This is a genomic window from Rhodanobacter sp. C03, from assembly GCF_002001175.1.
GTDB lineage: Bacteria > Pseudomonadota > Gammaproteobacteria > Xanthomonadales > Rhodanobacteraceae > Rhodanobacter.
In genome coordinates this window covers 946306-971219 of record NZ_MUNT01000001.1, presented here as the reverse complement: position 1 = coordinate 971219, position 24914 = coordinate 946306, and the positions used below count along the sequence as shown (strand labels likewise).

At 59.4% G+C, this 24914-nt stretch carries 23 protein-coding genes and 1 tRNA gene; 13 read left to right on the top strand and 11 right to left on the bottom strand.

Annotated features, from left to right (window positions below):
• The first annotated feature begins 19 nt into the window (after positions 1-19).
• The 3 genes from B0E48_RS04020 to B0E48_RS04010 all read left to right on the top strand — a co-directional run bounded on the left by B0E48_RS04020 (position 20) and on the right by B0E48_RS04010 (position 2152).
• A complete protein-coding gene (locus tag B0E48_RS04020; protein WP_077516165.1) occupies positions 20-589 on the top strand; it encodes a nitroreductase in 570 nt (189 codons plus the stop codon).
• A complete protein-coding gene (locus B0E48_RS04015) occupies positions 577-1491 on the top strand; it encodes a 5'-3' exonuclease H3TH domain-containing protein (protein ID WP_077516958.1) in 915 nt (304 codons plus the stop codon). The genes B0E48_RS04020 and B0E48_RS04015 overlap by 13 nt, the downstream gene beginning before the upstream one ends.
• Positions 1492-1585: 94 nt before the next feature.
• Positions 1586-2152, top strand: coding sequence for an NUDIX hydrolase (locus B0E48_RS04010; protein ID WP_077516163.1), 567 nt, complete (start codon positions 1586-1588; stop codon positions 2150-2152).
• Positions 2153-2189: 37 nt separating this feature from the next.
• Here the strand turns inward: B0E48_RS04010 and B0E48_RS04005 are convergent, their stop codons facing one another.
• The 7 genes from B0E48_RS04005 to rsmD form a co-directional block, all read right to left on the bottom strand.
• Positions 2190-3236: a TMEM43 family protein gene (locus B0E48_RS04005; protein WP_077516161.1), complete on the bottom strand. Its 1047-nt coding sequence runs from the start codon at positions 3234-3236 to the stop codon at positions 2190-2192.
• The gene (locus B0E48_RS04000) at positions 3233-4108 is read right to left on the bottom strand and encodes an MBL fold metallo-hydrolase (protein WP_077516159.1); all 876 of its coding nucleotides are present in this window, start codon (positions 4106-4108) and stop codon (positions 3233-3235) included. The genes B0E48_RS04005 and B0E48_RS04000 overlap by 4 nt, the downstream gene beginning before the upstream one ends.
• Positions 4109-4117: 9 nt before the next feature.
• Positions 4118-5842 (bottom strand): gamma-glutamyltransferase, encoded by a 1725-nt coding sequence (gene ggt, locus B0E48_RS03995; RefSeq protein WP_077516157.1) that lies wholly within the window; start codon positions 5840-5842, stop codon positions 4118-4120.
• Positions 5839-6099 carry a YfhL family 4Fe-4S dicluster ferredoxin gene (locus B0E48_RS03990; protein WP_077516155.1) on the bottom strand — a complete coding sequence of 87 codons (261 nt, stop codon included), beginning with the start codon at positions 6097-6099 and terminating at the stop codon, positions 5839-5841. Before B0E48_RS03990 ends, ggt begins: the two co-directional genes overlap by 4 nt.
• A gap of 142 nt (positions 6100-6241) precedes the next feature.
• The gene (locus B0E48_RS03985; RefSeq protein WP_077516153.1) at positions 6242-6745 is read right to left on the bottom strand and encodes a hypothetical protein; all 504 of its coding nucleotides are present in this window, start codon (positions 6743-6745) and stop codon (positions 6242-6244) included.
• Positions 6738-7277, bottom strand: a complete 540-nt coding sequence (coaD, locus tag B0E48_RS03980) for a pantetheine-phosphate adenylyltransferase (RefSeq protein ID WP_077516151.1) — start codon at positions 7275-7277, stop codon at positions 6738-6740. The genes B0E48_RS03985 and coaD overlap by 8 nt, the downstream gene beginning before the upstream one ends.
• Before the next feature lie 40 nt (positions 7278-7317).
• On the bottom strand, positions 7318-7887 hold the full coding sequence (gene rsmD / locus B0E48_RS03975) for a 16S rRNA (guanine(966)-N(2))-methyltransferase RsmD (protein WP_077516149.1): 570 nt from the start codon (positions 7885-7887) through the stop codon (positions 7318-7320).
• A 74-nt stretch (positions 7888-7961) separates the two neighbouring features.
• Here rsmD and ftsY point away from each other — a divergent pair, with 74 nt between their 5' ends.
• From ftsY to B0E48_RS03950, 5 genes are all read left to right on the top strand, one after another.
• Positions 7962-9092: a signal recognition particle-docking protein FtsY gene (gene ftsY, locus B0E48_RS03970; protein ID WP_077516147.1), complete on the top strand. Its 1131-nt coding sequence runs from the start codon at positions 7962-7964 to the stop codon at positions 9090-9092.
• Between the two features lie 17 nt (positions 9093-9109).
• Positions 9110-10162 carry an AsmA family protein gene (locus B0E48_RS03965; protein WP_077516145.1) on the top strand — a complete coding sequence of 351 codons (1053 nt, stop codon included), beginning with the start codon at positions 9110-9112 and terminating at the stop codon, positions 10160-10162.
• Entirely contained in the window at positions 10159-11208 is a 1050-nt protein-coding gene (mutY, locus tag B0E48_RS03960) for an A/G-specific adenine glycosylase (RefSeq protein ID WP_077516143.1), read from the top strand. Before B0E48_RS03965 ends, mutY begins: the two co-directional genes overlap by 4 nt.
• Positions 11209-11308: 100 nt before the next feature.
• A complete protein-coding gene (locus B0E48_RS03955; protein ID WP_077516141.1) occupies positions 11309-11587 on the top strand; it encodes an oxidative damage protection protein in 279 nt (92 codons plus the stop codon).
• Positions 11588-11670: 83 nt separating this feature from the next.
• A tRNA-Phe gene (locus tag B0E48_RS03950) sits at positions 11671-11746 on the top strand.
• 696 nt (positions 11747-12442) lie between these two features.
• On the opposite strand, the gene B0E48_RS03945 is transcribed toward B0E48_RS03950, so the two are convergent.
• Complete coding sequence (locus B0E48_RS03945) at positions 12443-12787, bottom strand: helix-turn-helix domain-containing protein (protein ID WP_305793697.1); 345 nt, start codon at positions 12785-12787, stop codon at positions 12443-12445.
• Between the two features lie 126 nt (positions 12788-12913).
• Between B0E48_RS03945 and B0E48_RS03940 the strand changes: the two genes are divergently transcribed.
• The 4 genes from B0E48_RS03940 (at position 12914) to B0E48_RS03925 (ending at position 16179) form a co-directional block, all read left to right on the top strand.
• Positions 12914-13318, top strand: coding sequence for a DoxX family protein (locus B0E48_RS03940; RefSeq protein ID WP_077516139.1), 405 nt, complete (start codon positions 12914-12916; stop codon positions 13316-13318).
• Between the two features lie 11 nt (positions 13319-13329).
• The gene (locus B0E48_RS03935; RefSeq protein WP_077516137.1) at positions 13330-14073 is read left to right on the top strand and encodes an SDR family oxidoreductase; all 744 of its coding nucleotides are present in this window, start codon (positions 13330-13332) and stop codon (positions 14071-14073) included.
• A gap of 166 nt (positions 14074-14239) precedes the next feature.
• Positions 14240-15190: an NAD(P)-dependent alcohol dehydrogenase gene (locus tag B0E48_RS03930; RefSeq protein WP_077516135.1), complete on the top strand. Its 951-nt coding sequence runs from the start codon at positions 14240-14242 to the stop codon at positions 15188-15190.
• Positions 15191-15258: 68 nt separating this feature from the next.
• Positions 15259-16179 carry an oxidoreductase gene (locus B0E48_RS03925; RefSeq protein ID WP_077516954.1) on the top strand — a complete coding sequence of 307 codons (921 nt, stop codon included), beginning with the start codon at positions 15259-15261 and terminating at the stop codon, positions 16177-16179.
• 168 nt (positions 16180-16347) lie between these two features.
• On the opposite strand, the gene B0E48_RS03920 is transcribed toward B0E48_RS03925, so the two are convergent.
• Complete coding sequence (locus B0E48_RS03920; RefSeq protein ID WP_077516133.1) at positions 16348-18618, bottom strand: AAA family ATPase; 2271 nt, start codon at positions 18616-18618, stop codon at positions 16348-16350.
• A 271-nt stretch (positions 18619-18889) separates the two neighbouring features.
• Here B0E48_RS03920 and B0E48_RS03915 point away from each other — a divergent pair, with 271 nt between their 5' ends.
• Positions 18890-19546, top strand: coding sequence for a hypothetical protein (locus B0E48_RS03915; protein ID WP_139350140.1), 657 nt, complete (start codon positions 18890-18892; stop codon positions 19544-19546).
• Positions 19547-20166: 620 nt separating this feature from the next.
• On the opposite strand, the gene B0E48_RS03910 is transcribed toward B0E48_RS03915, so the two are convergent.
• Both B0E48_RS03910 and B0E48_RS03905 read right to left on the bottom strand, forming a co-directional pair.
• The gene (locus B0E48_RS03910; RefSeq protein ID WP_077516952.1) at positions 20167-21108 is read right to left on the bottom strand and encodes a hypothetical protein; all 942 of its coding nucleotides are present in this window, start codon (positions 21106-21108) and stop codon (positions 20167-20169) included.
• A 68-nt stretch (positions 21109-21176) separates the two neighbouring features.
• Positions 21177-24914 carry an SNF2-related protein gene (locus tag B0E48_RS03905; protein WP_077516130.1) on the bottom strand — a complete coding sequence of 1246 codons (3738 nt, stop codon included), beginning with the start codon at positions 24912-24914 and terminating at the stop codon, positions 21177-21179.

Sequence of the window (24914 nt, the reverse complement as noted above, 5' to 3'; positions counted from 1 at the left end):
GCATCGAAAGAATTGATTCATGTCCGCCGACCTCTCCCTGCTCCAGCAACGCCATTCCGTGCCATCACGCCAGCTCGGCGAGCCGGCGCCGGATGAGGCGAGCCTGCAGGCGCTGCTCGAAGCGGCGATCCGCGTACCCGACCACGGCAAGCTGGTGCCGTTCCGGCTGATCCGCATGCAGGGAGACGCGAAGCTGCATTTCGGCGAGCAGCTGGCCGCGATCGCGATCCACAACAACCCCGAGATGTCCGAGGCCAAACTCGAGAAGGAACGCCTGCGCTATACCTTCGCGCCACTGGTAATGGTGGTCGTCGCCTGCCTGCACGCCGACAGCAAGGTGCCGGCGATCGAACAGAAGCTGTGCGCCGGCAATGTCGCCTACAGCATCCTGCTCGGCGCGTACGCGCTGGGCTATGGCGCGCAATGGTTGACCGGCTGGGCCGCCTACGACGACGAGGTGGCCGCGATGCTCGGCTTGGCGGAACACGAACACGTGATCGGCTTCGTGCACTTGGGCACGCCGCAGTTCGAGGTGCCCGACCGCGATCGCCCGATGCTGGCCGAGCTGCTCAGCACCTGGGCGCCGTGAGTACGCCTGCAACCGGACTTCCAGCCGTCCACCTGGTCGACGGCAGCCTGTATGTATTTCGCGCATGGCATTCGATGCCGGACGAGTTCTTCGACGCGGAAGGCCATCCGGTCAACGCGGTGCACGGCTATACCCGCTTCCTGTGCGAACTGCTGGAGCGCGTCCAGCCCGAACACATCGCGGTGGCGTTCGACGCCTCGCTGACCAGCTCGTTCCGCAACGCGATCTATCCGCCCTACAAGGCCAACCGCGAACTGCCGCCGCCCGACCTGGAACGGCAGTTCGTGCAGTGCCGCGCGGTCACCGAGGCGCTCGGCATCCACCTGATGATCGACCACAGCTTCGAGGCCGACGACCTGATCGGCAGCACGGTGTGGAACCTGCGCGCACTCGGCTGGCGCAGCGTGATCGTTTCCGCCGACAAGGATTTCGGGCAGCTGCTGGGCGAACACGACGAACAGTGGGACTACGCCCGCAGTGTGCGCTGGGGACCGGCCGGCGTGCACGAGAAGCTTGGCGTGCATCCGCAGCAGGTGGCCGACTATCTGGCGCTGTGTGGCGACGCGGTGGACAACATCCCCGGCGTGCCTGGCATCGGCGCCAAGACCGCCGCCGCTCTGCTCAGCCATTTCGGCAGCCTCGATACCCTGCTCGACCGCATCGACGAAGTGGCCTTCCTGCGCCTGCGCGGCGCGGCAACCTGCGCCGCGAAACTGCGCGAGCATGCCGAACAGGCCCGGCTGTACCGCCGGCTTACCCGCATCGCGCTGGACGCCCCGGGCGCCAGCACGATTGAAATACTGCAACGCAAGCGCCAGGAACCCGGCCAGCTCGACAGCCTGTGCGAGCAACTGCGCTTCGGTGCATTCACCCGCAGTCGGCTGCGCGCGTTGCTGCGCTGAATCGGGCGGCACACGTCACCCACCCGCCCGCTGTTGTCGCTGTTGGCTGGACCGGTCAACATGGTCGCCAGCCTTCCTCAACACGCGATCACCGATGAATGATTCCGCCAACCGCATTCCTGCCGACGTCAGTGCCCCAGAGGAAACCCTGTACGAGGGTCGCTGGCTGAGCTTGCGCAAACGCGGCCGCTGGGAATATGCCGAGCGCAACAATCCCGGCGGCGCCGTGATCATCCTGGCGGTGACAGCGGACGATAACGTGCTGTTCGTCGAGCAGTACCGCGTGTCGATCCTGCAGAACACCATCGAGATGCCGGCCGGACTGGTCGGTGATCAAGTCGAGCAGGCCGACGAGAGCGCGCTGCTCGCTGCACAGCGCGAACTGGAAGAGGAAACCGGCTACCGCTGCAAGCGGGTGGAGTTCGTCCATCGCGGCCCGTCATCGTCCGGCATGAGCACCGAGATGATCACCTTCGTGCGCGCGTGGGAGCTGGAAAAAGTGGGGCCCGGCGGTGGCGACGAGACCGAAAACATCGTGGTGCACGAGGTACCACGCCGCGAAGCCGGCGCGTGGCTGTTCGCACGCGCCGCCGAAGGCTATTCGATCGACCCGAAATTGTTCGCCGGATTGTGGTTCATCGAGCACGCCGGGAAACAGTGAATCAGGTTGGATCAGCGCACGACCAGCACGCGATGCGTCAGCGATCCAGCTGCGGCTGGCGCCGCAGACGCCAGATCGCGAGGGCGACGCTGAGCAGCGCAACCACAACCCATGCGCATAGCATGAATGCGTCGTGGCCCAGCCACAGTACGCTGGCCACTGCAGCTACGGCCAGTGCGCCCAGTGCCAGCGCCAGCAGCGCGTCGCCGCGGTGGCGATGCGCCATCAGCAACAGGAACGCACCGAACGCGGCCAGCAGGATGGCCAGCAGCTGGCTGGCCATCACGAATTTCGGTGGCACCGGCAGATCGGGAAATACGTCGAGCAACGGCACCGTACCGATCTCCACGTCATAGCCCTTGCCGTCGGCGGCATCGGCGGCGGCGACCAGTCGATCGCCGTCGATGCGAGCGACGACGGTAACCTCCTGCAGCGGCACGTCGTCCCAGCTCACCCGCAGGTCACCGAGTCGCGGGGCGCCAGGATCCGCGCTGGTCACCAGATGCCCCTGATACGGACTGAAACTGGCCGCGAGATTCGCCGGCAACAGCTTCGGATCCGGCGCAACCTGCTCTGAACCGGGCAGCGCATGCTGCAGCAGCGGCGACAGCTTGAATCCACCCAGCTGCACCAATCCGGCATCGAACTGCTTTCCACTGAGCGGGAAGCTGGCAGGGTTGGTGTGTCCGGCCGGCTGTTCGAAGTGGCTGGCATCGAGCGGATGATCCACCCAGTCCAGCTCGTAATGCACATCGCCGCCAATGTGTATCTCGCGCCACTGGAACATTTCCACGTGACGTACCAATACCGGGGTATTCACCCGCAGGTTGAAATCCGGATCGCGCGGCGCCTCAACCACCTGTGGCGTTCCGACAAGGCGCACCATGGTGCCGTGTTCGCCGGCCTGTGGATTTGCGTTGTGGCCAAGGTCAACCACTTCACCGCCATGCCGCGCGGCGGCGGCACGATAATTGAGCTGACTGCGCACCACCATGGCCATCAGCGCGACGCCGGCAAGCACCAGCAACGCGCCGGCAACATTGCACATCAGATCGTGCACGGAGATCCGGCTGGCCAGTTTCATCGGGCCGCTCCAGCCAGTGATGGCGAAGACGCACCACGCAGCTCGTGCTGTTCGTCAGCCGTGCCAAACCGACCGCGCTCGTCACGCGTCACCCGCGCCAGCGCACAATCATCGTCATGGGTGAAGAACAGGCGCACGCCACGCGCCAGCTTGTCGTCCAGGAATGCGCGTTTCTCGTCGATCAGCTTCTCCGGCCAGCGGTCGTAGCCCATGGTGATGGGTAGATGCACCCAGAAACGACCCGGGATCAGGTCGGCACAGAACACCACGCCAGCGACCTCGGCGAGCATCAGGCCAGGCGTATGACCATCCGAAAAACTGAAGCGCACGGCGTTGCCAAGCGTCTGCGAATACTCGCCCTCGACCAGTTCCAGTCGGCCGCTGGCTTCCAGCAGCGAAGGCAGTTCCGGGATGAACGAGGCACGGTCACGTAGATGCGGCTTGAGCGCGCGACGCCAGTGCTCGGCACCCACCACGAAGCGCGCGTCCGGGAACAGCAGTCGCGGCGGCAGATCTTTTTCCCATGCCGCCAACAGGCCACCGGCATGATCGAAATGCAGATGCGACAGCACCACCACGTCGATGTCTTCGTGGTTCAGACCGGCCGCCGCCAGCGAATCGAGCAGCACATGCTGCGGCTCGACCACGCCATAACGTTCGCGCAAAGCCGGCTCGAAGAACGCGCCGATACCGGTCTCGAACAGCACATTCCTGCCATCCAGGTCCTTCACCAGCAGGCAGCGGCAGGCCAGCGGTATGCGGTTCTGCTCATCCGGCGCAATCCAGCGCGACCACAGCGCCTTCGGCGCGTTGCCAAACATGGCGCCGCCATCCAGTTGCTGCGAGTTGCCGAGGAGCGAGAACAGTTCCATGTCCTGACCTTACTGCACCTTGCCCAGCCCCGACGGCCGACGCGGATCGCTGGCCGCATCGAGCCGGTTGGTCCTGCGATCCCAGGTGACCACGTTCATGAAGCCCCACGACTCGCGCTGCTTGAGCGTGTAGCCCATCTTGGTCAGCGCATCGCTGGTCGCCGGATCGAACGTGCCGTCCTCCACCATCACCTCGTCCGGCATGTACTGATGGTGGAAGCGCTTGTGCGCGGCGATCTGCTGTGCGCTCTCGCCGTCGATGAAATGCAGGATGCCTTCGAGCACCTGGGTAATGATGGTCGAGCCGCCGGGCGAGCCGATCACCGCGGTGCGGTCGGCGCCGATCACGATGCTCGGCGACATCGACGACAGCATGCGCTTGCCGGGCGCCGGCGCGTTCGCCGCGCTGCCGAGCAGGCCGTAGACGTTCGGCTTGTTCGGCACCAGCGCGAAGTCGTCCATCTCGTCGTTCAGCAGCACCCCGGTGCCTGCGGCGACGAAGGTGGAACCCATCACATAGTTCACCGTCGAGGTGACCGCCGCCATGTTGCCGTCGGCGTCGATGATCGAGAAATGCGTGGTGTGCATGCCCGGTTCGCTGGCCTCGGCGCGCGGCAGCATCGACGACGGCGTGGCCTTGTCTGGCAGGATGCCCTGGCGCAGGCCGTCGGCGTAGTACGGCGACAGCAGCATGTCCAGCGGCATCTTCACGAAGTCCGGATCACCGAGATAATCGTTGTGGTCGCGGAACGCACGACGCATCGCCTCGACGATGGTGTGCACGCGATGCGCCTGGTCCATCTTCGTCAGATCGAAGCCGGACAGGATGTTGAGGATCTCGGCGATCGCCACGCCACCGGAGGACGGCGGCGGTGCGGTGACGATGCGGTAGCCGCGATAGTTCAGCACGATCGGCGTGCGCTCCTTCGCCCGGTAGCTGGCGAGGTCGGCCAGCGTCCAGTTGCCGCCGGCCGCACGTACGGCGTCGACCAGCTTCTGCGCGGTCTCGCCGTGATAGAAACCGTCATCGCCATGCGCGGCGATCAGCTCCCAGGTGTGCGCCTGATCCGGGTCGCGCCAGATTGCGCCCTCGGCGGGCGGCTTGCCGTCCGGCAGATACTTGGCGACCGCGGCTGGCCAGCGCTGAATGTTTTTCTGCTCTTCGGCGATCGAGCCGCGCAGACGGGCATCCGGCTGGAAGCCGTCCCGGGCAGTCCGGATCGCCGGTGCCAGCGACTGCTGCAGCGGCAGCCGGCCATAGCGCTTCGCGATGAGAACCAGTCCCGCCGGTTCGCCGGGGATGCCGGCCGAGAGCGGCCCCTTCAGCGCGGTATCGCGGTTCGGGCTGCCGTCAGGATTGAGATAATCCTTGCTGTTCACCGCCGCCGGCGCGGTTTCGCGGGCGTCGATGAAGATGTCGTGGTCGTCCTTCGCCCGATGCAGCACGGCCATGAAGCCGCCGCCGATGCCCGAACTCTCCGGCTCCACCACCGACAGTGTCGAGGCCACCGCGACCGCCGCGTCGAACGCGTTGCCGCCTTTGGCCAGCACTTCGAGGCCGGCATTGGTGGCGAGGTAATTCGCACTGGCAATCGCCGCGTGGCCGGGACGCTGCTGCAACTGTACGGAAGCATGCGCCGGCGTGGTCTTCGGCGCGCCATCGGCGGCAAATGCCGTACTGCCAACCAGCAGCATGCTCAGGACGAGCACTCGCCCATGCAGGGAAACACTCATGCTGCAGACTCCTTGCCCATCAGGTGGCGGTATTTGAGATCGAGTTGCTCATGCGACTCCACGTGTGCGGGGTCGACGATGATGCATTCGACCGGACACACCTCGATGCATTGAGGTTCGTCATGATGACCGATGCACTCGGTGCACAGCGCCGGGTCGATCACGTAGAACTCCTCGCCCAGCGCGATCGCCTTGTTCGGGCAAACCGGTTCGCAGACATCGCAATTGACGCAGGTGTCGAGGATTTTCAGGGACATGGCAATCGATACTACATGCTGGGCATGTGCAGCCCGTGACTAGGGGCGCCCCGGAATGACGCTTTCTCAGGAATCACCCTTCGCCCTGCCCTCTCCCCGCAGGGGAGAGGGGGAACGCGGCCGCGCCAGGCGCGGCCGCTGCTTACATGGCGACGAAGCGAATGGTGGCACCGGTCGGCTTGAGGACGTCATCGACCCGCTGCTCGTCAGCCTTGTCGCCGATGAACAGGACGATCACATCCTTGAACGAACCAGGCTTGGCATCCTTGAACGCGGCGACCAGCAGGTCGGCGGTCTTGCCCGACTCCGGGCCGCCGAACACCAGCATGTTGCCCGGCAGCACGCCACGGGCCACGGTGTCCTGCACGCTCTGCAGCTGACGATCGTTCTGCGCCTTGATGTCGTCGCTGTCGCCTGCCGCCACCATATAGGCATACGGCTGGTTGGCCTTCATGCCCTGCATGTTCTTCTGCACGATCTGGCCGAGGTAGGTGTTCCAGCCCTTGGAGTCGGTGGGGCTGGTCGGCTTCGGCGCCTGCTGCACCTGCTGCTGGGCGTTCTCCTGATCATCCTGCGACTTGTTGCAGCCGCTCAGGCTCAGGCTTGCGGTCAGCGCGACGGCGGCAATGAGAGCGAACTTACGCATGGTTATCACCTTCTGTTTCGGGTTGCTTGTTGAAGCCGGTGCGGCTTTTCTGCCAGCGCTGACGCATGGCCTGTTGTACCGCCGGATGCACGAAGCCGGAGATATCACCGCCGAGGCGGCCGATCTCGCGCACCAGCGACGAGGAAATGAAACTGTATTGCTCCGCCGGGGTCAAAAACAGCGTTTCGGCCTGCGGAATCAGATGCCGGTTCATGCTGGCCAGCTGGAACTCGTATTCGAAATCCGATACCGCACGCAGGCCGCGAATGATCACACCGGCGCTGGTTTCTTCGACGAAGGTCGCCAGCAGGCAGTCGAAACCGCGCACCTCCACGTTCGGCAGATCGGCCAGCGCCATCCGCGCCAGGGTAATCCGCTCGTCGATGCTGAAGGCCGGCCCCTTGCTGGAACTGTCGGCCACCGCCACGATCACCCGCTCGAACAACGGTGCGGCGCGCGTCACCAGGTCGGTGTGACCGTTGGTGATCGGATCAAACGTGCCCGGATAGACGGCCACGCGCGGATTGCCCAAAGGTTTGCTCACGGATCGAAGGTGGCAGTCAAAGTTAGGCCTAGCTTAACGGAACCGCGCGCCGATAGAGCGCAAAGCGCACCTCGCCGGCATGGCCTTCCCGGTGCATTTGCCAGTTCGACGGCAGCGCGAGTGCGCCGGCGCGCGGCGATTCCACGTAAATCCATGCCTGTGCGGCCAGCCAGCCGCCTGTCTCCAGTTGTTGCGCCAGTGCCGGCCACAGCCCCAGTGCAAACGGAGGATCGAGAAACACCAGGTCCTGCGGCTGCGGCGTACCGCGCAGGAAGGTCGTCGCCTCGAGCGCGCTTACCCGGCCAGCGCTTGCCTTGAGTCGTTCGAGGTTGTCGCGCAGCGCCTGCGCCGCCCGCGCATCGCGCTCGACGAACTGCACGCTGGCCGCGCCGCGCGACAACGCCTCGATCCCCAGCGCGCCGGTGCCGGCGCACAGATCCAGGCAGCGCGCGCCGTCGAGTACCGGTGCCAGCCAGTTGAACAAGGTCTCGCGCACCCGCTCGGCCGTCGGGCGCAGGCCCGGCAGATCCGGCACGTTGAGCCGCGAATTGCGCAGGTTGCCGCCGATGATGCGGATCCGCCCCGGGGCGCCGCTCAAGACGCCGGCCCCTCAGCGGCCAGTACGGATGGGAGTGTTAGCATGCCGCCCATTGTCTTTGAATCACGCCTGCAATGCTCAAGTTCTGGAAGAAAAAGCCTGCCGAAACGGCTCCGCCGCAACCCGTCGCCGGCGAACCACCTGCCGCTGCCGCAGAAATCGGTGGCGATCCGGCGTTGAACGAGGCACTCGCGGAAACACCGTCGCCCGCCGAAACGCAGAGCGAGCACGAGCGCTTCGTGGCACCAGTCATTGAAGCGCCGACCGCGACGCCTCCACTCACCAAGCGCAGCTGGCGCGAGCGGCTGTCCGGCAATGCGTTCGCACGCGGCCTCAGCTCGCTGTTCGTGCGCCATCCCAAGCTCGACGACGACCTGCTCGACGAACTGGAAACCACCCTGATCAGCGCCGACGTCGGCGTCGAAGGCAGCACCGAGCTGGTCGAGAACCTGCGCAAGCGCATGCACAAGCGCGAATTCGCCGATGCACCCGCCTTGCTGGCCGCGCTGCGCGAGGCCCTGCTCACCCTGCTCAAGCCGGTCGAGCAGCCGCTCGACGTGCGCGGCAAGCAGCCGTTCGTGGTGCTCGTCGTCGGCATCAATGGCGCCGGCAAGACCACAACCATCGGCAAGCTGGCCCGCCGCTGGCGTGACGAGCACCGCGCGGTGATGTTGGCTGCGGGCGATACCTTCCGCGCCGCCGCCGTCGAGCAGTTGAAGACCTGGGGCGCACGCAATGAAGTGCCGGTGATCTCGCAAGGCCAGGATGCCGACGCCGCCAGCGTGATCTTCGATGCGCTGCAGGCGGCGCGCTCGCGTGGCACCGACGTATTGATCGCCGATACCGCCGGCCGCCTGCATACCCAGGGCGGCCTGATGGACGAACTGGGCAAGATCGCCCGCGTGCTGAAGAAACTCGATGCCGATGCACCGCATGAAGTGCTGATGGTGATCGATGGCACCACCGGCCAGAACGCGGTCAACCAGGTCCGCCAGTTCCGCCAGATCGTCGGGGTCACCGGCCTGGTCGTGACCAAGCTCGATGGTACTGCCAAGGGCGGCGTGGTGTTTGCGCTCGCCCGCGAGTTCGGCCTGCCGATCCGCTACGTCGGCCTCGGCGAAACTGCCACTGACCTGCGCGTGTTCGATGCCGCGGCCTTCGTCGACGGCCTGCTGCCAGCCAGCCTCGGCGACGGTCATGACTGAAGCGTGGAACTGAGCCGATGTCACGCCGACTGCGGCTGATCCTGCTGGTACTCGGTGGCGTGATGCTGGCGGTCGCGCTGGCCGCGATCATCGCCGTCTATCTGCTGCTGCAACCGGAGCGCTTCACCGTCATGCTGCAGACCCAGGCACTCGATGCCGGGCTGGAGTTGAACCTGGCCAGCCCGGCCAGTCCCACCCTGTTTCCACGGCCGGCGCTGGAGCTGTCCGGCATCACGCTCAACGCGCAGGGTGCGAATGCACCGATCCTGCTCGCTTCGCGTGGCCGGCTGGCACTGCCCTGGCAAACCCTGCTCGGCGGACCGCCGGTGATCACCCGGCTGGAGATCGATTCCCCACGCGTCGACCTGGATGCGCTGCAGGACTGGCTGGCCGCGCTGCCCACACAACCGGCCGGTACTCCCCCGAACATTCCGCGCATCGACACCGGCGTCAGCATCAGCCGCGGCAGCGTGGTGCGAGGAGACCAGCTGCTGCTCGGCAACGTCGCGCTCGAAGCCGGCAGCCTGATCTCGGGCCAGCCGTTTCCGCTCAGCATGTCGGCGATCACCGCTGCTAACACATCATTACAGCTGCGCCTGTCCGCCACGCCACGTATCGAAGGCAATGCACTGCAGTTGGACAACATCGAACTGCACCTGTCGCAGGGCAGCGCCATGACCGTGGCCCTGAACGGCAGCGCGCACTGGCATGGCGCGGCCGATGCAGCCGCCAGCCTCGCCGGCAAGCTGGATCAGGCTGACGCCGGCCAATACGACATCTCGCTGAAACTGACTCCGGCCGACCAGGACAATCCGCTGCTGCTCGCGCTGAAAATGGACGGCCCCGACAATCACGCCGACCTGCACCTGCCGCCACTGGCGCTCGCCCATTGGTGGAGCCAGCTCGGCGATGAGCACAACCCGCAACTGACCGTGCCGCCTGCCAGCGGCCATGCGGAAATCGCCCGACTCGAGGTCGGCGGCATCCATATCGAAGGGCTGACCCTGCAGGCAGGCGACGACGTGCCCGTCTCCGCCAGCACCAGCGCATCGGCCAACAAGAAACCATGACAGCCACGCTGGCCACCCGCCTGCTGCACTGGTTCGACCAGTACGGCCGCAAGGACCTGCCATGGCAGCACCCACGCGATGCCTACCGTGTATGGCTGTCCGAAGTGATGCTGCAGCAGACCCAGGTCACCACCGTGGTCGGTTACTTCGAGCGCTTCGTCGGCGCACTACCCACCCTGCGCGATCTCGCCAGTGCCGACGAGGACACCGTGCTGGCGCTGTGGTCCGGACTCGGCTACTACCGCCGTGCACGATTCCTGCACCGCGCCGCGCAGCTCTGCGTCGAACAGCATGCCGGCGAACTGCCGCGCGACTTCGACGCCTTGAATGCGCTGCCCGGCATCGGCCGCTCCACCGCCGGCGCGATCCTGGCGCAGGCGCACGGCCTGCGTTTCGCGATACTCGACGGCAACGTCAAGCGCGTGCTCACCCGCTACCACGGCATCCACGGCCATCCCGGCGAAAGCGCCGTGGAGAAACAACTGTGGCAGCACGCCGAGGCCCATACACCGAACACGCGCGTCGCCGACTACACCCAGGCAATCATGGACCTGGGTGCCACCCTCTGCGTGCGCTCGCGCCCGCGCTGCGAGGCCTGCCCGCTGGCCGGCGACTGCGTCGCCCATCGCGACGACCTCACCACGCAGCTGCCCAGCCGCAAACCGGGCAAATCCATTCCCACCCGCGCCACCGTGATGCTGATCCTGCGCGACCGCCAGGGCCGTGTACTGCTGGAACGACGCGGCCCGCAAGGCGTGTGGTCAGGTTTGTGGAGCCTGCCCGAAGCGACCGACCCGAATGCTGCGTGGCGCATCGCGCAGCAGCATGCGCAGATCGACGATGCACAAGCACTCGCTCCGTTCATCCACGTGTTCAGTCACTACCGGTTGAACATCGAACCGCTGCTGTTCGATCACGCAACAGCAGCCCATGGCATCGCCGACAACCCACAGCTGCGCTGGTGCAGCGCCGAAGAACTGACTGCACTTGGCCTGCCAGCACCGGTGCGCAGCTTGTTGCTCAACATCGCCCGCCCCACATTGTAGGAGCGCACCCTGTGCGCGATGCTCTTGTTGGCTGGATGACTGAAAGCATCGCGCACAGGGTGCACTCCTACCCGACCAGGCAAAGACCCGAGGAAATTTCATGAGCCGTACCATTCATTGCGCCAAGCTCGGCATCGACGCCGAAGGCCTCGACTTCGCTCCTTGGCCCGGTCCGCTTGGCCAGCGCATCTACGCCGAGATTTCCAAGCCTGCGTGGCAGCAGTGGCTGGCCCACCAGACCACCCTGATCAATGAATACCGGCTCAGCCCGCTCGACCCGAAGGCACGCAAGTACCTCGGCGAAGAAATGGAGAAATTCCTGTTCGGCGGCGACTTCGCCAAGGCCACCGGTTTCACCGCGCCAGATGCCGAGTCTTGACGAAAAGCCGCACGTTCGGTCTAATACGCGGCTCCACGCATCATCGGCAACCCTAGCGGCTGTCCCGTGGTTGCAAGGTTTCCGGCCGAGTAGCTCAGTTGGTAGAGCAGGGGATTGAAAATCCCCGTGTCGGCGGTTCGATTCCGTCCTCGGCCACCATGTTTTACGTGTAGATACAATGACTTAGCTCACTCTTCGATTTTTCGAACGGTGAGCTTTTTCTTTTCAGGTTTCACTGAGGTTTCGCTTCATCCCCACCTCGACGAGATTAATCCCCTTCTCGACGAAAATAATTTCCCTGCTTGACGAATGATTGAACCCAACAACGGGCTCTCAAACACCAAGGCGATAATTCATTTAGACGTCCGTTTCCTGGTTGCCATCAGACAACCCTGACATCCTCCATCACCCTACCCTGATGGGTTGCGAGCCACAACTTCGGCAAGCTGTCCGTAGTCTGGGAAGTCTGGGCGCCGTGGAGGCCTCCACATCAAGGATGTTCGACGCACCAGATCACGCCACCTCTTCATGGGGGTGGCGTTTTCGTTTGCCCAAACTAGCCACGCTTGCCGAATGACAGCCCTCATTAGCGGCCTTTCCCGATAGCAGACGCTGGCTGATCAGTATCTGCGAGTTGATCGGCGCTTGCCGGCGCGATTGATCATAATTAACTTGCAACGACCACCCTGTCTGAAGCGCCCCCACCAAGGAATTTTGATCACCGGCGTGGAACACGCTACTCACAGAAATACCGCGCAGACTGTCATCGCCCGGGCAAATTTTGTTTGCGAATATCGGTTCATTTCGTTGATTAGCTCAACGAGTTGGCGGCCCTTTCTGCGAAACCTGAGCCGCCTAAGCTCCTTTGGCCTTGCGTCCACGCGAGGCCGTCTTTGCCGGCACACTTCTACCGTACTCGTTCCACCAGGCTGTTAGCGCCTCCATCGTCGGCCCCAACCCACGCGCCTTTGCCGTGATCTCGTACTCGACGCGCGGCGGCACTTCCGCGAATACCGTGCGGGATATCAGGCCATCAGCTTCCAGTTCACGAAGTTGCGCCGTCAGCATGTGCTGAGTGATTCGCGGTATGGCCTTGCGCAGCTCTCCAAAGCGATAGACCCGCTGGTTGAGCAGCCACATGATTTCCAGCTTCCACTTGCCCGACAGCAGCGCGAATGCGCGGCGCATCTCCTCGTGCATGTTGACCTCATCGCAGCCTTTAGTCTTCTTTTCCATACTAACCATCACTTTTTCATCCTACTTGCTGAGTTTCATCTTAGACGACATTCTCATGGGTGTCGATGTAACCCTGCTTTAGGAAACCTCATGACTCAAAGTTACGTGTACTGGATCAGTACGGCGCTGCTGTCCTTGCTCTATCTCGCCTCTGCGACGACGTACTTAGCCAAAAGGGCTTGGGTTGTCCAAGCACTCGCCGATCTTGGCTACCCCGGCTATCTCGTTCCGCTTCTCACTGCCGTGAAGCTCCTAGCCGTTGCCGCCATTCTGTCGCGCGTCAGCGTGCCGCTAAGCGACCTGGCCTACGCCGGCATGTTCTACCACTTGCTTCTGTCCGCTTTGGCGCACCTCGGCGTTCGTAAACCGAGAGGTGCGGTTCCGGCGGTAGTCGGCGTTGTGCTGCTGGTTGCGTCGTTCGCAACACAGAACATCGCTCGCGAGATTCCGTCCCCCTACGCCCCATCAGTGGGGCGTCAAACAGCCCTCAACTAACGGAGATCAACATGGCTCGACTCAACGGAAAAGTCGCGATCATCACAGGCGCCGGCCGCGGTATCGGTCGTGCCACTGCAAAACTGTTCGCTGCGGAAGGCGCCAAAGTGGCAGTTCTCTCGCGCACCCCAGCCAATGTGGATGCGGTCGTTGCCGATATTCGCGCTTCCGACGGCATGGCGATCGGCTTGCCTTGCGACATTGCCAATGCCGGCGAGATCAAGGCCGCGGTGGAAAAGGTGGTCGCCACCTATGGCGGGATCGACATCCTCGTCAACAACGCCTTCGACTCATCTGCGCCGTTCTCTTCCATTATTGATCTGTCGATGGAGCAACTGCAGCGCAATTTCGAGATGGGGCCGATTGCATATCTGAGAATGATGCAGGCGGCGTACCCTCACCTCAAGGCGAGCGGCGAAGGACGTGTCATCAATTTCGGCTCGATGGCTGGTGTTATCGGCTTGGCGGGATATGGCCCCTACAACATGGCCAAAGAAGCGGTGCGCGCTCTCACTCGGACCGCTGCCCGTGAGTGGGGAGCCGACAAGATCACCGTGAACAATGTACTTCCGGTGGCAGAAACATGGGAGCCGGAAACCAACGTTCCTCCCCCGGCCAACCCGCTAGGCCGCTATGGCTCGCCGGAAGACGACATTGCGCCTGTCGTCCTGTTCTTGGCGAGCAAGGATGCTCAGTTCTTGACTGGATACAGTCTTACTCCCGACGGCGGCTCAATTATCGACAGCGCTCGGTAAACAACGATTTCGTTCGTCAGGCTCCTAGCATCAGTACTCGACAATAACTTCGAGGAGCGTTTCAACTGTCTTTTTTCCTCCTGAACGCGCAGTCCCGGGCCATAAACGCCACTGGCATGTGCGGAATGAGCGTGGCTGCCCAGCCTAGTGTCGTAAGAAAAGATACATGGATAAAAAAATGAAAAGAATACAGTTCCATCGCTATGGTGGCCCGGCAGAAATGCGCTTGGAAGAATATCAATTGCCGGATTTGGCCGATGACGAAATTCGAGTCAGCGTCAAAGCCGCCTCAATCAATCCTGTTGACTGGAAGATCCGGCAGGGTGCGATGAAATTCATGACAGGCCGGAAGTTTCCGCGTGCCATGGGTCAAGATTTCTCCGGGGTCGTCGAGGGCATCGGTCGAGGTGTGAAGCGCCTCAAAGTCGGCGACGAGGTTTTTGGCTCTACCCCCGTGAAAACGTCCGGCTCATTTGCTGAGACGTTGATCACCAAAGAAGCGCTCGCCGTCGCAAAACCCGCTGCCCTGACCCATGAAGAAGCGGCAACGCTGCCCGTGGCGGCCACGACAGCCTGGATTGCGTTGGTGCATAAAGCCCAACTGAAGGCGGGGCAGTCCGTTTTCATCAATGGCGCCTATGGGGCAGTGGGGCAATCAGCTACGCAGATAGCGAAGGCCATAGGGGCAACCGTAGTGGGGCGCGTGCGCGCAGAGTCGATGAGCGCCGCAAAGGCGATAGGTGCTGACGCAGTTCTCGATTACAGGCAATCCCTTCCGGGCAATCTCATGGGGACGTTCGATGTCGTATTCGACACGCATGGAAGTTTGCCGGCCAATGACGAACGTAGGCTTGCAAAGCGCGGAGGCGTGATCCTCGACATAAGCCCCTCACCCACAAAAATGATGCGAGTTGTTCTCTCACGAAGCCGCCATTTCGTAATGGGCAAGCAAGACGAGGCAACGCTGCGGGAAGTCGCGGGGCTTGCCAGCAAGGGGAAGCTGAAACTTTCGGTAGGCCGGGTGGTTCGACTGAGTGAAGCCATCGATCTGATACGGGAGTTGGAAGCCGGCCGTCGCATCAACGGCAAAGGCCTCATTGCCATAGAGACCGCTTGACCTTATGGCCTGCGACGCAAGAGCGAGCTGGGCCATTGGAGCTAACTTTTACCTTAGACGGAATCATCATGTCGAAATCCACAGGCTTCACCGAAGCTGATGTGCCAGACCAGGCTGGCAAATGCTTTATCGTTACCGGCGCCAACACCGGCGTCGGCTATGAGGTCACGCGGGTCCTAGCGCAGCGAGGCGCACGCGTGCTGCTCGCGTGCCGGGATGAAGCGAAGGCGCAAGAGGCGATGGCGCGGATCAGGCTGCGCACGTCAAGTGCGAATCTGGATTTCCTGTCGATCGATTTCGCGGACCTGGACAGCATCCGGACTGCAGCCGAGCGCGTGGCCCGCGAGCCGCGTCTGGACGTGCTCGTCAACAACGCGGGCGTGATGGCGCCACCCCTGATGCGGACCAAGCAAGGCTTCGAGCTGCAATGGGGCGTCAATCACCTAGGCTGCTTTGCGCTGACGTCGCTGCTGCTACCTAAGCTGGGCGATACGCAGGGATCGCGGGTCGTGACGACCTCCAGCGTGGCGCACAAGGGCGCGCAATTCGACTGGAATGACCTTAACGCCCAGAACAGCTACGACCGGATGAAGCGTTACGCGGCCAGCAAGCTGGCCAATGCACTGTTCTTCTTTGAGTTGGACAGACGACTGCGGGCAGCCGGCTCGTCAATCACAGCGGTAGGCTGTCACCCGGGCATAGCCTCGACCAGCTTGGCGCGCAACATGGGGTGGCTGCAAATTTTCAATCCGATCGCCGGGGTCCTGCTCAACAGCGCTGACAAGGGAGCATGGCCCGCGCTGCAAGCCGCAACCGGCGTCGTAAAATCGGGTGCTTACCTCGGGCCCACAGGCCTTCGCGGAATTAGAGGCGTTTCTGGTGAATCATCCCGGTCTGCGGATGCGCAAGACGCTGCATTAGCGCAACGCTTATGGGATGTATCGGTCGCGATGACCGGCATTGATCCCGGTCTTTCTCCTGCGTCTTAGCCGAATTTTTTGAGTTGCGAGTGCGTGAGGTTCAGTATGGAGATACGCCACCCTACCCTGATGGGCTATGGGTCAAACAGTGGGCAAGCTGTCCTTAGTCTGGGAAGTCTGGGCGCCGTGGAGGCCTCCACATCAAGGATGACCGACGCACCAGATCACACCACCCTTTCATGGGGTGGCGTTTTCGTTTCCGACTTCTGCGACCTCTATAACAGGAGCACGTTCTCGATATGCGTTGCCCATCATCATCTTGTAGTGACCTTCATTCTCAGACTTCTCAAAGACCATGCGGAAGACATCAAGATACGTGTCCACTGACACCTCTCCTGCTGTAAAAAACACATCATCTTCCACACCATGCGACCCGTCGTTTGTCCAAGACATCAGCGCTTTGCAAATGGACTTATCGCGACCACTAAATTTGGCGATCAGCTCGTCCAAGGGAACACCGCCAAGGATCTTGAAGTAGTTTTCCAGAATGCGACGTAAGGCATTCTGGATGGTGGTGCTGTTTCGGTTTGGGTCACGCACCTCATGCCACAGCAACTCGTAAGAGGTCTTGATGGGGTTGGTTGCGTGCTTATTCACTTCCGACAACAGATCAGGTTTGCGAATGACCCAATGCGTTTCTGTGCGAACATCTGGACTCTTGACGCCCGTGAATGTGACTTCCTTATGGAAGTAGACATTGTGCGTGAGGATGAACACCTGCTTGATCATTCCACCTGCACGCGCCTCGGCAACCACGTCTCGGATCAAGGTGGAGACAATGAAAAGAACGTCACTGTCCAAGCTCGATACAGGGTCATCAAAAACAACCACGCGCTCTGTGTTCACACCAGATGACGCTTCACTTCCTCGCACCAGTTCAATGAAGTAGAGAAAGGTGACGAACGTCCGCTCACCTTCGCTCAATGAATGCATGGCCTCTGAGTCATCTGCCCGCACCAACTTATATTTGTTGCCATCAAGCTGCTTGATGCTGAAGCTCTTAAAACCGAACGACTTGAGGTTGCCATTGATGCGATCAACAGCGTGTCGTGTGTTGGTGTTCGCTTTTTCTAGTTCAGCAATTGCTGTATCAGAAGCCTCAACGTCACCTGTCAACGCCACTACCTTGTTGTTCAATGATTCAATAGCTGTATCCAGGCCTCCCACCTGGCGCTTATAGGTCTCAAGATCGGTCTTCAAGTCCTCTTCCAGCAAGAGCTTCCATACTTGCGCAATGAGGGTCGCTCGTTCCGTACCAAGATCCCGCACCATCTGGTTGTGCCGCGCCATAGCCACATTGGCACGCACGATCTCCTCCTGCGCCTCTTTCAATGCAGGCCCATGCGCTTCAAGTCGTGTTGTGAGACTTGGCTCCTTTGCCTTGTTAACCAGCCTAGTCTTGTTCAACTCAATCAGCGTGCTGAGCAACCGCTGGGACGACAGAAGACGCTCAGGCTCGATGAATGTTGATTGCGTGTCGATGATGTCCTGAAGTGCCGTCTGGATCTTCGCTGTCTCAAGGAGGTAGCTTGTTTGCAGGTCCGCAATCGCCTTGGTGTCGGTCTCGAAAGCACCATCAAAGTAGCTCTCAAGGTCAGCCTTCAACCTTGTTGGCGCTTTTTGCTGACAGAACGGGCAGTCGCCATGATTGACATCAAAAAAAGCTCGCCCCGTTTTCACCCAATCCGAATTCTGCAAACGATTGATCATGGCCGCGATTGTGGCGTCATTGCGGCCGACAACCGCTCGACCAAGAACATCGTTGGCCTCAAGCAAATCAAGCCCTGCGAGGGATAGTTCAGTGATTGTTGCGACTGGCTGCGGATTGCTCTCAAACAGCGTGCTGGCCTTCTCTTTCAAATCATCGAATGACAGCAGATCAGCTGTGTTGCTCGTGCTTTGAAGGAGAACTTGATCGCGGAACTTCGTTGCAGCACCACGAACCCTATAGTGTTCAAACGCGGTCTTGAAGAACGGATCGTATTTGCGAAATGTCGTCCAGCACGTGTCTGCAAATGCCGCGTTCAATTCGTCTCGCTCTACTTCCTTGCCCTTTGTTCCTGCCTCTTCGTCGCCCTTCAATGTCTTGGTGAACTTCTCGCGCTTTGATATGTGGTCATCGCGCTTGAGTTTTTCAGCTGCTATGTCTAAGACCGCCTGTACATTGATTTCGCCAAGGGTGAAGATGCCCTTGAGCCCAACGGTTGGACTGAAGTTTTTGGTCACAAAATCTCGGTTGTAGACCAAAGTTTGAAGTGGTGTCTGATTCTTCCAATTGATAGCGCATGCACGAAAATCATTGTGCGTGGGGTCACCTATGAGGTTCGACAGCGTTGTCTTGCCTGATCCATTACTACCAAAGAAATAGTTGACCGTGGACAGACCGTTCAACTCCCCGTTGGCTGCACCATAGGTCGCAACACCTGCAATACGCATTGACTCGATCATCCCTTATCCCCATTGGATGTTGCGAAAAATAACGTGCAGCACTCAATCATCTGTCACCGCATGATACCCGTGAAGCCAAGCCCATCGGGGGCCATGCGCCAAGTAGTGCTTCCACTACGCTTCCCTGATGGCGTGATCGAACGGTCAGCGCAACGAACTTGAATCTTCAAGAACATCGTTGCGCTTCACAGAAATCTTTCAGTACCCCCCTTGCGCTCATTCCGATTTCTGTTTGGATGGATATACGGAAACAGAAACGGGAGAAATAATCATGACCGATAAAACAGACGAACCAAGTGCTTGGTTGCTCAATGATGAACCCGACCTCACCCCAGACCAGGTGTGGACGGTATTGGCGGCAGCTGGTCAAGGTGATGTCAAAGTTTTGCGTGAGGGTGTGGCGATTGCTGACACCGCAGAACAGGCATCCAAAGCCATCGAGCGGTCTCGATGGATACCGCTTGTGATCGTGAATGAAACGGCACTAGATGCCCAGATCGCTGAGGCCGAAAAAGCACCCGCTTACGTGGTGCGCAACTTTTTCGGTCACGCTGGCACTCATCGGTTTGGGTGCGTGTTTGCCACCCATGAGGCCAAAAACCCCATTCGCATGGCCTGGGTCCTAGCGGCCAATGAGCAGGCGGCTAGTCACGCGTGGCGCCATCTTGGAGAGACCGAGAAGCCAACAGCAGTATTCAAGGTCTCGGACCTTGTGGGTTTGCGAGATAAAGCTCGTCAGGTGCGCCTTCGTCGTGGCAATGGAGCAATGACGGATGGGAGGGAATTTGCCGATCGAGCCCAGCGATGGAGGAAGTTAGATATTGAACGGATTGGAGAAGATAAAATTGAGGCCAGTCGTAAACGGCTTTCTGAGTGGTTGAACGCCAGTGGGGTGTCAGTCCATCATGACCGACAGGCATCCATGTAGGGAGCGTTCGTCGCACAAGTGGAGACCCCAAGCAGTCATCCCCTTCCCGACGAAAGTCGAAAACCTGACGCGGTTTCGGTTTTTCAGGTTTCAGTGAGGTTTCGGGCTCAGTAAGTCTCCATGGGGTTTGGCAAGGCTCCATAAGGTTCGCCAAATTCCTAACTCATTGAAGAACCGCATTAAATGGGGCTTCCCATTCGTCGAGGAAACTCTTGAAAATCCCCGTGTCGGCGGTTCGATTCCGTCCTCGGCCACCATGTGTAGAACGAAGAAGCCTACTTTAACGAGTGGGCTTCGTCGTTTTTGGGCTCTTGAAGGCCGCTGCCATGCGGATTCCGTAGCTCACGATGCTCACGAAGAAATCCCCAATGTTCCAACGAGCATCTGATCAATTTCGTTGCTCGAAGCTATTTTTCGCCTCGAAATCAGCACTTTTTCCTCGTCGACACGGGGACTGGGAGTCCTCGTGTCGACGAATTGATTTCGCCTCAGACAGCTTATTGATTCAACGGCTTAGCCGCACTTCAATTTTTCGGTCAATGGCTTTTTGCGCTTCGGGGCACGCTGTGGGCACAGGTGGTATCAGGTCCGATCAGGTTCAAACATCATTTCGATCGTGGCTACGAAGCCTTATCTTTAAGCCAGGACAACAATCCTGCCTCAAGCACCATCTTTGGAACCTCATCGGGACCCCACAAAGTGATCTGCTCGGTGGGCTCAACGTTGACCTTCCCTGTATGCCACACGAAAAACATCCGCGCGTGCGCATCAGTGTCCCTGAAATCCTTCGCGTAGCTCTCGAATTCTTTGCCTGATGTCTTGGACTTGATCTGGACAAAGGCTCGCTCACCTGTAGTGGGTAACAGAAGGTCTAAGTCGATTGTCTTCTGAGTTCCACCCGTCCGCGTCTGTCGCCGCCATCCGCTGGACGAAAAGATCAGCTCCACCAATAACTCAAAATCCTTTGGGTCAAGCAACTGAACCATCGCCAGGATTCGGGCTCGCAAAATGACCTCTGCCTCTTCAGCAACCGCTACCTCGGGAGTCGGCTCGTCGTTGATACGACGAAGTAGGTAAGCTCTCTCTGCGACCTCGCAAATGGTGCCGCGGAACATCTGCGTTTTGGTGAGCTTGCCCGAAAGTCGGCTGATGATGAGTGGATCACCACCTATGCTCTCGCGCTTCCAACCATCCACGGTCTGTCGCAAACGGGCGTCATCTTCAATGACGGCCGCGCGGCCTTTGGGTTTGCACCACCAGAGATACCCGCCGTGAAAAGTGATGAAAATGCTGTGCTCGTCGGCCTCATAAAACGTGCGGATCTGTCGAGCATCGTTCGAAGCAGTACCTTCTTTTTTGCGTACAATTTTCCAAAACGCCTGGACGCCACCCCAATCGCCTCGAAGACACATGTCATGTGGTGTTTCGTTGTATCCAAACCACAAGGTGCCGTCTTTCAGACATTTCTTTTCCCAGAACCCCCGCTCGCCGAGCTTGATGAAATAAGCCTTGGTGTTGGTTGGTAGTTTACGTTCAAGCCCCGTATCAGTTTGCTGATCCATCCCACCTTTCCTCCTGCCCTTACCGTCACCGCGCTTAGCAAGTCTTAGGTCAGTCGCCCGATCAGACGTCACCATTCCTTGTAAAGAAGCTTCTCCACGTCCATCAAGGTAACTGGTGTAGCCACCAGCATTTTTTCCAAATCAGATTGCTCAAGAAGCTCGACCTCGTTGAGAGTCGCGTTCATATGAGCCTGACTGTCGAAGCGCTGATTGGTAAGGCAGACACGCTGGAAAGTCACGCCTGGATACTGCTTCGCATAGTAAGCGTGACCCCCAACAACATCTTTGACTGCGCTCCAGCCCAGCGCCCCCCCCTCGCGCTCTGATGCTTTGACTTGAACTAACTTTCCGTCTGTTCCTTCGCGGGGCAACGCAACCACATCAACCCCGTTATCTTTGCTGGGCGGCGTAAGCACCGCATCGTAGCTACGTTTGGTGTAAAGCACGGCCGTAAGTGCCTCAAGGTACTGCCAGTTCATCGAGAGCGCCGTATCCAACGTCACAGGCACTTCAGGAATAGCAATACCAGGTGGAAGCACGTCATCAACAATGAAGTCACCTGGTCGTAGGTCGCCCGCACCATTCAACATATCGCTCGCAAGCCGTCGCTTGATTTCAAGAAGCTCGTTCAGCTTTACATCGAATGTGACAAAGTCGTCCGCCATAACGACGGGGTAGTACACATAGACGTCTTTTTTCTGGCCAATTCGATACGCTCTATCAGTCGCTTGGTCCTCCTTCGCGGGATTCCATGTCCGTGTGTAATGAATCACATGGTTTGCAGCTTGGATATTCACGCCAAAACCGACTGCAACAGGTGACAATATGATCACCCCAAAGCCTGCCCGCTCTTGAAACGACTTGATGCGCTTCTGCCTACTGTCGACGTGGCTGGCTGATGCAGCCGTATCTCCGTTGATGATGTCAGGCCTGAAGTCCAGCGACTCGTGAATGTAGTGCTGTAAAAGGCGCTGAATAACGCGAAACTCGCAAAAAACAATGACCTTTTCTTCCTTACTCTTGATAGCCTTTAGTTGAGACAAAAGCCAATCAAGTTTAGGCGCTTGGATTCGATAGTCAGCCAAGATACTCGGCCTGAAAACGTCCAATCCGAAGCGTCGCGGATCCGTGCATACGAGGCGGAGGTAGTGGAGCAATCCAAGGTGGTTTTTGAAAGGTGCATTTGTATCGGGCTCGCCGCGCTTTTTGAAAACTTCGATGGCCCAAGCGTAAAGCTCACGCTGCTTTTCAGACAGTCGTAGCTTGCGACAATCTTCGACTATGATCTTTTTTGGCAGATCCTTGGCGACCTCCGCCTTGGTTCGCCTCAGAATTTGCGGTGTGATCAACTTACGCAATTCTTCGACCCGAGCAAGCTCTTCAGTGGTTCTAGCTTCTATCGGCTTACGGTAACGGCGTCCAAATTCATTAAGCGCGCCAAGCAATCCCGGCTGCACGAAATCGAACAAGCACCAGATATCTGCCAGTGTGTTCTCAACAGGTGTCCCGGTACATGCAATCTTGAATTCGACGTTCTGCTTCTTCGCAGCGCGCGTCACCATCGCAGCTGGATTTTTGATCTTCTGCGCTTCGTCACAAATCATCAGCGACCAGCGTTGAGAGGCAAACGAGAATTCAAGGTCCCTAAGCGTTTCATATGTCGTGAGAACTATGCGCGCATCTCCAAGCCAGCCTGGCTTCAGGAACTTGGTCAGGCCATCCTCAGATCTTAAGCGTTCGTCGATGCTCTCACGCGGAACTCGGAGCGGAGCCAATTCTTGCCCGTAGGCTGTGAGAATCGGAAGCGCTTCCGCAGTGAAAAAAACCGCAGCCTCTTCCTTCCAATTTTCCAGTAACGATACTGGAGCAACCACAAGCATAGGGTCTGATTTCGGGTCCTTTTCCAGAATCCAAGCCATCAACGTCAGCAGCTGAAGTGTCTTCCCGAGACCCATATCATCGGCAAGTACGGCGCCACGACAGTTGTAGGCTCTATTAGCCAAATAGAGTGATTGAAGCCACGTCACACCTTCGCGCTGGTGAGGCAGCAACGCGTATCCAGGCCGCATTGACGATGGCATTTCGAGCGAGCAACTTTGTGTTGAGAGCGCCTCGCGGCGCTCTTCTGCATAATCAATGTTCTGAATATTCGCTAAGAGCACTGGGCTCTTGCGCGCAACGGTTGTGGTGGCGTCTGGCCGCCTCAGACTCGCGCGATCAAGACGACCTTCATCTGCGTCAGATTTTGCAGCGGTAAACGTCTCCGAAATGCGCACCGCCTCAGCAAGAGGAATTGGTTTGGCGACGCCTGGAATTGAGATTTCGGAGTTACCCGTCGCTTTGGCGTCAGCGATCTTCTGGCGAAATTCAGCCAACGTCTGAGGGCTGAGCGGTATAGAGATAGGCTCGGCCTCACCCTCTGCCACCCACGAAATAATGGGGATGACGTTCTCTGGAAACCAACCCTCATCATCTTTCTTCTTGGCGATGTAGGGAGAAAAATATGGCTTCTCTACGCCGATTTCCTGTACCCGAGATGTGTAGTGCGTCAGATCGTAAATTTGAGCATAGGTGATGACAATTGGAGGTCGCTTACGGTCCTCAAGCGCCTTCTCCAGCTCATGAAGGTATTCAGGTGAATCACCCTGCAGCTCAAGGTCGTAACCGTTCCAGCCAAGCAACTGGTAGTTCTTCGCAAGAGCGGATTTCAGCGACCCGACGAACATTGCAAGTTCATCGTCCGTAAGCCATATGCAGTCCGATGACATCGGACCCAAAGCAGATGCCGTCTCTACAAGAAGCCCAACCTTGAGAGGGTAACCAAATGCGTCCCGTTCGAACCTTGGTAAAAAACGTTCGTACTCGAGCCCAGCCTCCGAACGAGCGCGCTCAAACTGCATTTCGTCGATGACATCGTTGGCATCCTCGCCCAAAGCTGCATATGGATTTAGGATGAACGCTTGCGCACGTGCACCTGCGACGCGACGCATCGGGAGCCGTTTTATTTCCTCGAGAACAGTTCGCACCTTGGGTGAAATGACGACCTGTACGACTCCTTCATTGGTCGGTATGTCATAACGGCCTAGTACACGCGCCTGGCGATCGAATCGATCCAGCCAATCATCAGGAGCGCCGTCGAAACTTGGCTGAACTTCTATGATGGCGTCGTCGTCAACGGTCGCCTTGCGAATGCCGATCGTCAGGCGCTCTGGTGTGAGTACGACCGTGCGATGAAGAAATGAGTCAAGGTTTACATCTGCAGCGACGGCAAGGCGGCGAATTCGACCCCAGCCTAGGCGGTTAGCTTGCCCAGTTCGTTCAGACCCGCCTCGGTGGGCAAACAGACGAATTTCACGAACTAGTGCCCAAAGGGATGACGGTAGCAGCACCTTACGATCGTGGTGCGTAAGGACAGCACCTAGCAGGGATGCTTCATGTGCGAAGGAAGAATCGATTGACCAGTCGCCTATCGCAATTTCGAAAGTTGCGTCCTCAAGGGAATCGTGGCTGCTGACGGTAGCTAGAACCGGCTCAACAGCGGGCAACGCGAGTTCGGACATGCCTTGCGAATACTCGGGATGCACCATCAACTCATAGACTGAATTCCACGAAATGAAATAGCGACCATCCTCAACTTCCGCGAACCCCTCATCCTCAAGCTGTTCGAGAAATCCACCCAAAAACTCTGCGGTCAGCGAACGTGAAAGATCAGTTGGCTGAGTGCCTATACGAACCCCATCCTCGGTTTCAACGCAGTGCCAGCCACTTGGTGGGAGATGGTCGACCTTTTTGAACAGCTTGAACAT

Bases quoted from the DNA above. Each gene is read 5' to 3' on its own strand.
- B0E48_RS04020 (WP_077516165.1), top strand. From the start codon at position 20: ATGTCCGCCGACCTCTCCCTGCTCCAGCAACGCCATTCCGTGCCATCA.
- B0E48_RS04010 (WP_077516163.1), top strand. From the start codon at position 1,586: ATGAATGATTCCGCCAACCGCATTCCTGCCGACGTCAGTGCCCCAGAG.
- B0E48_RS04005 (WP_077516161.1), bottom strand. From the start codon at position 3,236: ATGAAACTGGCCAGCCGGATCTCCGTGCACGATCTGATGTGCAATGTT.
- B0E48_RS04000 (WP_077516159.1), bottom strand. From the start codon at position 4,108: ATGGAACTGTTCTCGCTCCTCGGCAACTCGCAGCAACTGGATGGCGGC.
- ggt (WP_077516157.1), bottom strand. From the start codon at position 5,842: ATGAGTGTTTCCCTGCATGGGCGAGTGCTCGTCCTGAGCATGCTGCTG.
- B0E48_RS03990 (WP_077516155.1), bottom strand. From the start codon at position 6,099: ATGTCCCTGAAAATCCTCGACACCTGCGTCAATTGCGATGTCTGCGAA.
- B0E48_RS03985 (WP_077516153.1), bottom strand. From the start codon at position 6,745: ATGCGTAAGTTCGCTCTCATTGCCGCCGTCGCGCTGACCGCAAGCCTG.
- ftsY (WP_077516147.1), top strand. From the start codon at position 7,962: ATGCTCAAGTTCTGGAAGAAAAAGCCTGCCGAAACGGCTCCGCCGCAA.
- B0E48_RS03965 (WP_077516145.1), top strand. From the start codon at position 9,110: ATGTCACGCCGACTGCGGCTGATCCTGCTGGTACTCGGTGGCGTGATG.
- mutY (WP_077516143.1), top strand. From the start codon at position 10,159: ATGACAGCCACGCTGGCCACCCGCCTGCTGCACTGGTTCGACCAGTAC.
- B0E48_RS03955 (WP_077516141.1), top strand. From the start codon at position 11,309: ATGAGCCGTACCATTCATTGCGCCAAGCTCGGCATCGACGCCGAAGGC.
- B0E48_RS03945 (WP_305793697.1), bottom strand. From the start codon at position 12,787: ATGCACGAGGAGATGCGCCGCGCATTCGCGCTGCTGTCGGGCAAGTGG.
- B0E48_RS03940 (WP_077516139.1), top strand. From the start codon at position 12,914: ATGACTCAAAGTTACGTGTACTGGATCAGTACGGCGCTGCTGTCCTTG.
- B0E48_RS03935 (WP_077516137.1), top strand. From the start codon at position 13,330: ATGGCTCGACTCAACGGAAAAGTCGCGATCATCACAGGCGCCGGCCGC.
- B0E48_RS03930 (WP_077516135.1), top strand. From the start codon at position 14,240: ATGGATAAAAAAATGAAAAGAATACAGTTCCATCGCTATGGTGGCCCG.
- B0E48_RS03925 (WP_077516954.1), top strand. From the start codon at position 15,259: ATGTCGAAATCCACAGGCTTCACCGAAGCTGATGTGCCAGACCAGGCT.
- B0E48_RS03920 (WP_077516133.1), bottom strand. From the start codon at position 18,618: ATGATCGAGTCAATGCGTATTGCAGGTGTTGCGACCTATGGTGCAGCC.
- B0E48_RS03915 (WP_139350140.1), top strand. From the start codon at position 18,890: ATGACCGATAAAACAGACGAACCAAGTGCTTGGTTGCTCAATGATGAA.
- B0E48_RS03910 (WP_077516952.1), bottom strand. From the start codon at position 21,108: ATGGATCAGCAAACTGATACGGGGCTTGAACGTAAACTACCAACCAAC.
- B0E48_RS03905 (WP_077516130.1), bottom strand. From the start codon at position 24,914: ATGTTCAAGCTGTTCAAAAAGGTCGACCATCTCCCACCAAGTGGCTGG.